Source organism: Geobacillus sp. LYN3, assembly GCF_003064505.1.
In the GTDB taxonomy this organism is placed as follows: domain Bacteria; phylum Bacillota; class Bacilli; order Bacillales; family Anoxybacillaceae; genus Parageobacillus_B; species Parageobacillus_B toebii.
The window spans coordinates 898402-908013 of record NZ_QCWL01000001.1 but is presented as its reverse complement, the minus strand read 5'-3'; the positions used below and the strand labels follow the sequence as shown (position 1 = coordinate 908013).

Genomic DNA, 9612 nt, shown 5'->3' with positions numbered 1-9612 from the left:
CATTTTCTATGACCGAAATGCCCTATTTGTGCTGGGCTTTTTTATACACTAGCACTGGGGTGAATAGTTACAGATCATCTCTTGTTTTTGAAATATTTTCGAACTTTTTTCTATTAGAAAGAATAATATAAATTTTAATGATATAATAATAATGAATATAGAATGGAGAGGGGATATCTATGAAAGCAGCAAGATGGCATAACGCTAGAGACATTCGAGTAGAAGAAGTGGAAGAACCTAAAGCAGGAAAAGGAAAAGTAAAAATTAAAGTCGAATGGGCAGGAATCTGCGGAAGCGATTTACACGAATACGCGGCTGGCCCAATTTTTGTTCCTGTGAAAGATCCTCATCCCGTCAGTAAAGATGTGGCTCCTATTATCATGGGTCACGAATTTTCTGGACGAGTCGTTGAAGTCGGGGAAGGAGTTACGAAAGTCAAGGTAGGAGATCCTGTCGTTGTTGAACCTATTCTTCGCTGTGGAGAATGCCCAGCTTGCAAAAAAGGAAAATACAATCTTTGCGAACATTTAGGATTCCACGGTCTATCCGGAGGTGGCGGCGGATTCTCTGAATATACCGTGGTTGATGAATATATGGTTCACAAAATGCCTGAGGGCCTTTCTTTTGAACAAGGAGCACTGGTGGAACCAGCGGCCGTAGCTTTGCACGCTGTTCGATCAAGCAAAATCAAACCTGGTGACAAAGCCGCTGTCTTTGGAACAGGTCCTATAGGCCTTCTTGTTATTGAAGCATTAAAAGCAGCTGGCGCGTCAGAAATTTATGCAGTAGAAGTTTCCAAAGAACGTCTGCAAAAAGCGAAAGAACTTGGCGCCACATCTGTCATCAATCCAAAAGAAGAAGATCCGGTTCAAAAACTCCGCGAATTGACCGATGGCGGTGTCGATGTTGCGTTTGAAGTAACAGGAGTACCGGCTGTTTTACAACAAGCTATTGACAGCACTACATTCGAAGGAGAAACGATTATCGTTAGTATATGGGAAAAAGAAGCAAACCTTCAGCCGAATAATATCGTATTAAAAGAAAGAAATGTAAAGGGAGTTATTGCATACCGCGATATTTTCCCTGCTGTAATGGAATTGATGAAACGAGGCTACTTCCAAGCTGAAAAGCTCGTTACGAAACGAATTAAGCTAGATGATATTGTAACAGAAGGATTTGAAACGCTCATCAAAGAAAAAAACCAAGTGAAAATTCTGGTCAAACCAGAATAAAGACAGCTAAAAAATCACTTCAGGGATTAGTCCATGATGGATTAATCCCTTTTTTGTTTCAGAAGTCAAGCCGGATTCATTTTTGTTTCTTGAGCATATTTGCCAAAACATCGAATTGCGTTTTTTTCATTATCTGTATTAATTCCTCCAAATTAAATGTTTGTCTTATACAGACTCGCTATGTTTTGCATAGGATGTACTATCCTATGTAAAGCAGGAGGTGTACTAAATGTCAGGTGGCTTTCGATCCAACTTTGCTTTAATTGTGGTGCTGTTTATCCTTTTAATTATTGTTGGGTGCAGTTGTTTTTTTGGTCGTTACTAATCTAGAATCGGCTGAAAAGTTTTACAGGACGGATCGTATAGATCTGTCCTTTTTTAATTCAAGGCAACCCAATTACTCTTTTGTTTCTCTCCCTAATCCAAAAACTCATAAATATCTGTTAATTAACATATGTCTGCTTATAACAAAACCAAAGCGTTACTCTTGTCTCTTCTAGCTGCGCAAACTCCCTTTTAACCAGGCGCGGGGACGATAGGGTCCGATCGGGATTTGGATTAAGCTTGTTTTCCCTTGCGAATCGATCTTGTAAAGTTTATCGCATAAGTTTACATCAAATCCGAGAAGAGGATGCCCACCCATCCCCATGGCAGACGCCACCAAGAGCAGTCGTTGCACGAGCATCCCCGCCTCCATCTGTTGAATGCGATATCCTCTGTACCCTAATGCCATTTGGAGGTGATCCCTGTCTCCTATCACATGTAGACAGAGCGGTACTTGGAATAGATTTACATTGTCCATTGACATTCCGTATTGCAGGTAGTGTCGATAATCTCCGGAACGTATCCGACCTAGCGCATGAGCAGCACTGTCATAGTAGTAAGCTCCATCTGGAACGCCTTCAACGTTATAAAAACAGCCATACAGGGAGACACGGGACGGCGGCTTCTCGTGTTCTCCATCCAAATCATTTCGATACGAGAAAGAAAGCGTCGCCTCTTTTAGCAAAGCTGCCAATTGTTCTTGGCTTACCTTTCCCAAAACAAAATCCATATCTGGTGAATGCCGCTTCTGGCAGACTGACGCCAGATCATACGATAACCGCTTCACACAAGGCAGAACTACTGCTTGCATCCCACAGGCATCTCTCTTATCTCCCTTAATCTGCCGAAATGATCGCGGCGATTCCAACATCGATGCCTCATTCATTTTTCTCAGCATCGGATAGTCGATAATCCTTCGTGACCGAACATAGTAATGATGCTGAACTGCTGGCAATTCTCTGCACAATTCAGTGGCAGAGGCACTTTCTTTTGAGTTATTATCGTTATCAAACCAAGTGATCGAAGACTCCGTAGCTAATGGAATAACCGAATACACACTCTCCTCCTGTTCGGACAGTCCAAGCAGATGGTTGACGGCCCTGTCAAGAAATTGGAAATACACTGCCGATGCGAAGCCGAACCGTTTCGCCGCTTCCAACAGCTGTCCGATTAGCACGCCAGCATCCAGACCTTGCAGACGGTAAGCAAAATTATTGTATTTAAAGAAATTCTTCCAAAACATTGTCGATACAAAAACAACACCGAAACAAGCCGATACGTCACAGCGATTGCCCAGCGCCCTAGTTAGATAGGAATCGAAATTGCCTTCCCGCAACAACACCAAGCGATGGTGTGCCACATCGTAATGGTACACTCCATCTGGAATATCCCTTATTTTCAAATACACGTATAATTCATTTGGATACAACGCCCCTCCCGAGGGAACAAACCGCCGGTACAAATGCATTAGGTTTACTGTTTGTTCTGTGGGATCCACGGAAAAGGCTAGCTGAGAAAATTGAGTAAGGCCGAAAACGTACCAGAGAAAATGACCTATTTCTTCTAGATCGAGCTTGCCATCCGCTTTCCTTCCCTCGAGTGTTAACGGCACTTCTGGAGAAAGCGGAATCACTGGCAAGTTACGGTACAGCTTATACGCAAGCGGCGCATCTTCCCAATCTACCTCCCAATTTGGCGGCATAATCTTATCGATGTCAAAATGAAGATGGTGTAAAAATGTCTCTAGCTCCATCCTACTACCTCCTATGGGAACGGATGGGGATGTGGATTAAGCTGTTCAAGCGTGAGCGGTTTTGTCGTATACCCGAGTTCCATTGGTACCCGGAGCACCCTCTCCAGGCCTGTCACGCGGGTAAGATGATGCCCAAATGTCATCGGTAACATTCCCGGAATCAGTACTTTCACACAATATAATCCATTCCGTTTGATGACAGGTGTTGTCTGGTCCACGACAATTACCTCAAGATTCAATCGTCGGAACTTCTGAAGAATAACCCGCAGGTCATCCGTCAAGTCTGCATTCTTCGTTTGCTGCTTGAATTCCTCTTCAAACGTTCGCAACGGACGATGATCATCCAACAAAAATTGCAGGCGCTCCTCTGCTTCCGGCAAACCGTACAGCATGCCATGGTCTTCCATCTGCCGTACTAATAGCGGATCATGCAACATTTTTTCATATTTCTTTCGGTTTGCCTCCAATTTCTCGTCAAGCACAAGCATCATGCCTGCTAACTCGTGAATCGAGCTTTTCACCGCCCGTATAGGGTCCGGATGAGCTCCAGCGGCACAGATGAGATTCAATCCCTTTTGTTTTCTGTTTTTCGCCACTGCCCAGACGCTTGGAATTCCGTGCTCCATCATCGAGTTGAAAAAATACAGATCATATCCCGCCACCGCACGTACACGATCGACCATCAACTGTAATTCTTTATCGTTAGCCGAACGAAGGTCAAGACGCGGAAGAGGCAGCTGCGCATACCAAGCCATCAAGAATGAATCGCGCTCCACCACCTCCAAAATGGCATGGAAAATCGCTTCTTCTAAACTCCCGCCTAATGCACATCCGTTGGAAGTTTCATAGACAAAGCCATCCCCACCTCCCAAACTGTAATATGCGAGCAACTCTGGAACCAAAATCGGACGCTCTTGTAAAAACGAATAGCCCCATACCCAATTCATTGGACGGTCAGGATCAAACGGTTTGAACGGAAAATCAGGCCGCGCATATTGTTCCTTCGCGTGTACTCCTGCCCTTACTGGGTTGAGTGCTTGATCTTTCAAATTTCGGTAGCTGTCATGAATCACTGTCCGTTTGCCACGAGGTTCGATGCCACAATATCTCTCTAACCCCTCCAAAATGGCGGTTAACTCGCTAACCTCATAGGAATGAGTCCGGCCTGCTACTCCCTCGTCCCCTATAAACATCGGCATATTTACAACAACATCCGCAAACGGCAACGCGAAATTATGCATTTTACCATTCAATAATCCAGTTCGATAATCTAGATAATCTTTGATCAGAACTTCTTTCAGCTCCTCGATCGGACGGCAGCGGTAACTGTCAGCGCTGATCTTCGGACTTGGTTGCAGCGATATGCGGGCTGCTGCCGGCGAATCGTCAGGTAATTGGCTGCATACCGTACATAACGGGTCGGGCAGAAAGAAGTGACATGAGTTCTTTAATGTTTTCAGGTTGATTAGGAACAACCTTTCTTCTAAACGGGTATGACTGCCTTCCAACACCCTCTGCGTCTCCGCGACAATCAGGTGAGCCATCTGCAAAAGTCCTATTCGTGATGCCCATGCATCATGCTGTATTCCCCCTTGCACCGCCATCACCTGTTGCAGCTCCCACATTTCCTTTCGGTCGTATCCCGCTATAAGGCGCCGCATGTCAGCACACTGAGAACATCCTGGGGTATTAGGGCGAACTAGCGGACCGATCACGCCCTCCCCAAATGAAACAAAGCCCCGGAGCCATGGAATGCCTGACGATCGTAATGCCTCTTCCGCCTTGTGGTGAACAGAGGGATGCCAAGCATCATGCAACACCAGAGCCAAACCTGTTTCTTCCGGAATTCCTTCCTCGAAATCGATTTGCCGAACTACCTGATATTGGACGGACAATTTTTCATACACAAAATCCGCCAACACTCCTTCTCCAACCATCAATACGCGAGCACCCATCAGAAATCCTCCTTTCTCAACAGCACGCCAAACACCCCTGCCAGTTCCTCTTTCAAAAAAGGTTCTATCGCTAAATCAAAGACGAAGAGCCGCATACGGTTTTGTTCCAAAACCTGCATGGCGGACTGCAAGAGCTCTGATTGCGTCGTCTCTTCACAAGCGGGGATCTCCAGTCTCAGTGGCTTCTCTTCATTTAGAAAAATGGATGATTCCTCCAGCGCTTGTATTTGGAAAGAAGTCGCTTGATTTTGTGCATCCATAATCGCCTGCTCTAGCGCTTTCCGCAACGCCATTGTGATATTCAAACCTGCGCTGCCATACCAACGGCCGCCCGTGCCGACCCATACTACAGGAAAGCCTGACACCTTTTCTCCCAAGCCGATCGTCGGTGACCCATGCATCGTCGCCAGTGACTGCAAATAAAATCTGCAGTGTTCATCCTCCACCGCACCCAATCGTACCTGAAAAATAGGTTCTCTTCGGTTAACCTGCCGTTTGCTCAGCTCCTCATCCAAGCACTTTTGCAATCCCCTGCAAACGCCTTCCGCCATCGTTTCCCCGGCTCCGACACCGATAAATTCCTGTGGTGTGACCACACCAACCTCTTTTTCGGTGTTAACGAGTAAATCTATCATTCCCGATACATACGATTCAATCCCAGCTAGCCCTGCTTCCCGCCGCGCCTCCTCATGTGTTAGACCTGCACAGACAACTTCTGGCAATAGCTCAGCCGGTCCCTCCGATAATGGGTTAACCGCTTGAACGCAGCACTGGGACAACGGGAGCTGATTCAAGTTCCTTTCCTCCCATATATGGAAAATTCCCGATTCTGCGGATGTCAATTGACTGAAATAATGAAACAATCTGCTCGAATCATCGCGGCTCGCATTTTGTTTAAGCCTCGAATCAAGATCTTGAATCAATTCAGCCGTCACACGTTCCGTCGTTGCCAGCGGATGTGGTATGAACGAATGCCAGTCACCTTCCAATGTTTCTAAGTCAAGAAGGAAAAATTGATTTCTCTGTTCCGATTTCGTCACTCCTGTAACTTTTTTAAATAATTCAAATACAATCACATTCGCCAACATTGCTCCCGCTGTTGCAGAAAAAGCTTGCACCAGCCGGTCTTCGCGAAGCACGGATCGGTGTATGCGGCGCCATGCGGACTCCCAGCATCCCTCAGAGTCCGGATGCACTAATGGACCAGCTAAACCCACTTGCTGCAAAGATATGGCAGGGAGAAACCCCTTCTTCTCCTCCCTGCAAACGGCATGAAGGGCCCGTAGTTCCTCTACATTGCCTTCCTGAGAGACATATAAAATCCACTCAAATGGCTGTACCACTTCTCGCCAAGAACTCTCCCCTGCTCCCCTGTGTAGAGATATTTCCTCTATCGCTACTTCGGAGTCCGTTTTGCGGGCATGCTCCGCCAGTTCCTTCAACCGCTGTCGATTAGTAGGCATCGAATCTGTAATCAGAACATGGAACTTAGGCAATCCAGATTCGATCAACGCCGAAACCAATGAGACCAAAAAAGGTCCAGAGCCGACTGCCAATACTTTAGATTGGCGATATACTTGAAAACGGAACGCACCGGAATCAACGAAACTTTCTATAAATTCAATTTGTGAAGCATACTTTTTGAGAATCTTGCTGTCCAATTGATGCGGACGATCTTGGTTCACATCCCGAACAAAGCCGTTTCGGTACAGAATTTCTGCGATTTCATACACCCTGTTCCTATATGGGGCCGATAATCCTTTTGTCAATTCTCCCAATGTGTGCTCTCCATTGAACATTGGCATTAGTTTTTCAATCCACTGATAGATTGTTTTGCCTTTCATACGAAATGAGCTGGAGTTATTCCTAAAATACACGCCGCCATTTGGATCAGGAAGAAAAAACGTGTCCCTTTTCACCTTCAGACGCGCGGAATCGTTCAGTTTTGACATCCTGCTCCCTCCTTATCCGTAGTTGTTCCTAAATGCGTAGTATCATTTTATGTATTTGTATTTGTCCTTTATGTTCATTTCATAGAAAGGGCCCCTGCAGAGGATTATGCAGGGGCAGTTCCTTCTTAAATTCCTCCAAAACAATGGCCAAAGCAATTGTGGCATCTAAAGCAATTGAAGCATCTAAAGCAGTTAAAACAGCGTCCAAAGCACTGTCCTCCACAACGTCCAAAACACTGTCCTCCGCAACGTCCACCACAATGTCCACCGAATTGACGAGCATCATCGACAACATAGGTCTGGGTTTGAGGATCCCAAACCATCACCTCGTCCGCTACGAAATCATCCATACCTAACATTTGAAGTTCATTTTGGAAATTATACATTTCATACCATCTCCTTATTGTTACAAATTTGTTGTTTCCGTCGACGCAACCAAGAGTGGAGAGTAGAACGAAAGCAATCAGAAAGATATCTGTGAAGCAGATAATTCCACCGACTACTTCGAGTACTCTCTTCAACAAGCTATGTGCTCTGTTGGGTGGTTGTTACTGATTGAAGTGCCTATTTTGCTGATTGAAACGCCTATTTTCATTGAGACTTCGTAAAACCATATGAACCTCCCCACCTTCATTCCATTTAGATGATCGAGCAGCTGTATTGGAGAAAATCGCCTTCCGCCAATCAAAGACATTCATTCCAAACGCGTGCGGACTCCCGATTGCAGGCGTACAATCGGTCCAAATCCGCTTTGAATGCCCGAAAGAACACTTTTTAGACAAGAATCGTGTGAATTTCCCTTTTTCCTTGCCTGATGGATGGTTTTTATAGAACGTATGTTCGTTTATAGAGATTAAAAGGTCCTATCAATTTTCCTAGGTCGGTACCTACATAGTAAAATTTCGCGTCAGGCACCATCCAGAAAACTGGTTAATCTCATCAACTAAAAAAGCTCACTCTAATATTAATTAGAATGAGCTTTTATTCTATTTCCAAAATGTAGTTGTGCTACACACTCCACATGCCTTGAGTGGCGATCGCAGACATTTTGATGTAGCAGTGTTTGCCTTTAACTATCAGCATGGCTTATCTTTATAAGCCATTTTCCCTTCTTATTTTCTCTATAAAATTTTCAGTAACCCACTCATTTAGTATTTTATCGAAACTAGCAATATAAATTTGATTATTGCTTTTCATTTCATTAAGTTGTTTTTCAATTATAGGAAGTAATTTTCAAGCGCTAAATCTAACTCCTCTACACTCTCAAGGCCTTCCAACTTAAAAAATATTTCATTATTGTTAATACGTGTTACGATACTTATAGTTCGGTCGCGTTCTTCAACTTTCTTAGATGTCACTTTATAAAATTTTTTACCTTTTGTTTTTAAAACAACATATTTAACCATTGTCTTAAATCCATCCCACACCGCACTCGCACCTATTTACACACATATAATTTATCCATCACATTTCACTCTTTACTACAAGCATGAAAATAAAAACTAAATTTTTGTGCTGCATCTGCTAACGAGCCGATTGCATAATACCCTTCTTTGGTCTGACCTACACATCCAATTAAAGGAGAAGATAGAAACTCTAACATAGCATTTATCTCCTCTAATGATGGTGGACTAGAAAATTCCTTTTTATTTTTTAATATTTGATATATTTCTCGTGGTTGAATAATCCCTTCTGTAACTGGATCGTTGCTTTCTTCCGATAAACACTCTATTATCGCCCGAAGCAACTTCCCGTCCCTTAATAAACTTTCTCGATCTTCCTCAATTAAGGTTAAATCGGCAATTCCAGCCTTCATAAAAATCTTTTTGTAAGAATCCGCCTTTAATGGCACTTCCATATGAAAACGTATTAATTTTTCAAAACTATCTACATCAAGTAATACAACTTGGTGTTTCACAGCTCTTTCTATTAATCTTTCCCCATGGAACTCAGGTCCTACAATTAAGGAGAAATTTGCATTGTGTAAATTTCTATGATCTGTTATAGTATCGAAATTAATATGTCCTTCTGTTATACCACCACTATAGGTTGATTTGGCATCAACAGCAACTGTATAAGCATATTTGGATACTGTTGGAGCTTGTATAAGAATATCTGTTTTGCCTGCCCCACCAAGCAATTCGGTTTTAAAACCTAGCAATTTGAAACCTTCTTCAACAGCCTTTTCAAAACGATTAGGATTTGATGAATCTCTAGAAGACAATCTTATTTCTTTTAAACATTCATCTACCTTTGATTTGTTATATTTTACAGGAGAAGCTTTTTGCGAAACATTAGTAGCCTGTTTATTTTCTTTCTCAGATAAGTGAACTACCCCCACTTAATTTTCTAGCGAAAATTTGAAGTGGGGGCTTCCAAAGAAGTTTGACTGCTTC

Annotated in this window: 8 protein-coding genes; 2 read left to right on the top strand and 6 right to left on the bottom strand. The window is 43.6% G+C overall.

Annotated features, from left to right (window positions below):
• The first annotated feature begins 179 nt into the window (after positions 1-179).
• Both DCC82_RS04670 and DCC82_RS04665 read left to right on the top strand, forming a co-directional pair.
• Positions 180-1232 (top strand): 2,3-butanediol dehydrogenase, encoded by a 1053-nt coding sequence (locus DCC82_RS04670; RefSeq protein ID WP_012749095.1) that lies wholly within the window; start codon positions 180-182, stop codon positions 1230-1232.
• A gap of 229 nt (positions 1233-1461) precedes the next feature.
• The gene (locus tag DCC82_RS04665; RefSeq protein ID WP_073967986.1) at positions 1462-1557 is read left to right on the top strand and encodes a YjcZ family sporulation protein; all 96 of its coding nucleotides are present in this window, start codon (positions 1462-1464) and stop codon (positions 1555-1557) included.
• Between the two features lie 171 nt (positions 1558-1728).
• Here the strand turns inward: DCC82_RS04665 and DCC82_RS04660 are convergent, their stop codons facing one another.
• The 6 genes from DCC82_RS04660 to DCC82_RS04630 form a co-directional block, all read right to left on the bottom strand.
• Entirely contained in the window at positions 1729-3309 is a 1581-nt protein-coding gene (locus DCC82_RS04660; RefSeq protein WP_081189856.1) for a SagB family peptide dehydrogenase, read from the bottom strand.
• 11 nt (positions 3310-3320) lie between these two features.
• Positions 3321-5264, bottom strand: a complete 1944-nt coding sequence (locus DCC82_RS04655; RefSeq protein WP_097354110.1) for a TOMM precursor leader peptide-binding protein — start codon at positions 5262-5264, stop codon at positions 3321-3323.
• Complete coding sequence (locus DCC82_RS04650) at positions 5264-7216, bottom strand: putative thiazole-containing bacteriocin maturation protein (RefSeq protein WP_097354109.1); 1953 nt, start codon at positions 7214-7216, stop codon at positions 5264-5266. Before DCC82_RS04650 ends, DCC82_RS04655 begins: the two co-directional genes overlap by 1 nt.
• Positions 7217-7341: 125 nt before the next feature.
• Positions 7342-7566 (bottom strand): heterocycloanthracin/sonorensin family bacteriocin, encoded by a 225-nt coding sequence (locus DCC82_RS04645; RefSeq protein ID WP_233253018.1) that lies wholly within the window; start codon positions 7564-7566, stop codon positions 7342-7344.
• Positions 7567-8433: 867 nt separating this feature from the next.
• Positions 8434-8643 carry a hypothetical protein gene (locus tag DCC82_RS04635; protein ID WP_097354107.1) on the bottom strand — a complete coding sequence of 70 codons (210 nt, stop codon included), beginning with the start codon at positions 8641-8643 and terminating at the stop codon, positions 8434-8436.
• Positions 8644-8687: 44 nt separating this feature from the next.
• The gene (locus DCC82_RS04630) at positions 8688-9557 is read right to left on the bottom strand and encodes a restriction endonuclease (RefSeq protein WP_108430260.1); all 870 of its coding nucleotides are present in this window, start codon (positions 9555-9557) and stop codon (positions 8688-8690) included.
• Positions 9558-9612 lie beyond the last annotated feature (55 nt).

Excerpts from the sequence above, each read along its gene's own strand:
- DCC82_RS04670 (WP_012749095.1), top strand. The coding sequence starts at position 180 with ATGAAAGCAGCAAGATGGCATAACGCTAGAGACATTCGAGTAGAAGAA.
- DCC82_RS04665 (WP_073967986.1), top strand. The coding sequence starts at position 1,462 with ATGTCAGGTGGCTTTCGATCCAACTTTGCTTTAATTGTGGTGCTGTTT.
- DCC82_RS04660 (WP_081189856.1), bottom strand. The coding sequence starts at position 3,309 with ATGGAGCTAGAGACATTTTTACACCATCTTCATTTTGACATCGATAAG.
- DCC82_RS04655 (WP_097354110.1), bottom strand. The coding sequence starts at position 5,264 with ATGGGTGCTCGCGTATTGATGGTTGGAGAAGGAGTGTTGGCGGATTTT.
- DCC82_RS04650 (WP_097354109.1), bottom strand. The coding sequence starts at position 7,216 with ATGTCAAAACTGAACGATTCCGCGCGTCTGAAGGTGAAAAGGGACACG.
- DCC82_RS04645 (WP_233253018.1), bottom strand. The coding sequence starts at position 7,566 with ATGGATGATTTCGTAGCGGACGAGGTGATGGTTTGGGATCCTCAAACC.